At 46.6% G+C, this 575-nt stretch carries 1 tRNA gene and 1 rRNA gene; both read left to right on the forward strand.

Going from position 1 to position 575, the window contains the following annotated elements:
• Nucleotides 1-56: ribosomal RNA gene (locus F9C28_RS20010) — 16S ribosomal RNA — on the forward strand; the annotation flags it as partial.
• 84 nt (nucleotides 57-140) lie between these two features.
• Nucleotides 141-216 (forward strand) — tRNA-Glu (locus tag F9C28_RS20015).
• Nucleotides 217-575 lie beyond the last annotated feature (359 nt).

Genomic DNA, 575 nt, shown 5'->3' on the forward strand with positions numbered 1-575 from the left:
GGGTGAAGTCGTAACAAGGTAACCGTAGGGGAACCTGCGGTTGGATCACCTCCTTACCTTAAAGATACAACCTTTTAGTGCTCACACAGATTGTCTGATGAAAGTAAAGAAGCAAGGTGTCTTGCGAAAGTGACTTCAGTGTCCCCTTCGTCTAGAGGCCCAGGACACCGCCCTTTCACGGCGGTAACAGGGGTTCGAATCCCCTAGGGGACGCCACTTGCTGGTTTGTGAGTGAAAGTCGCCGACCTTACTATCTCAAAACTAACTCACTGAGTTATGTTTGAGATATTTGCTCTTTAAAAATCTGGAACAAGCTGAAAATTGAAACAGCATACTGTGTTCATTCTTCCGTAATAAAGAATGAAATAGCAGTGTGCTTGAGTCTCTCAAATTATCACGCCGAAAGATATCGCTGTCAGCGGTGAAGCGAGCTAAGTGAAGACGCGGCATAACGCGCACAGCAAGCGGAGTGAACTTTACGTTCATGAGCATTGCGCGCACGTTATAACAACGTATTCACGACGCGCAGCAAACCAGACAGTAAAGACATCTTTGGGTTGTGAGGTTAAGCGACT

Origin of the sequence: Shimwellia pseudoproteus, from assembly GCF_016415625.1 — a bacterium.
Classification (GTDB): domain Bacteria; phylum Pseudomonadota; class Gammaproteobacteria; order Enterobacterales; family Enterobacteriaceae; genus Shimwellia; species Shimwellia pseudoproteus.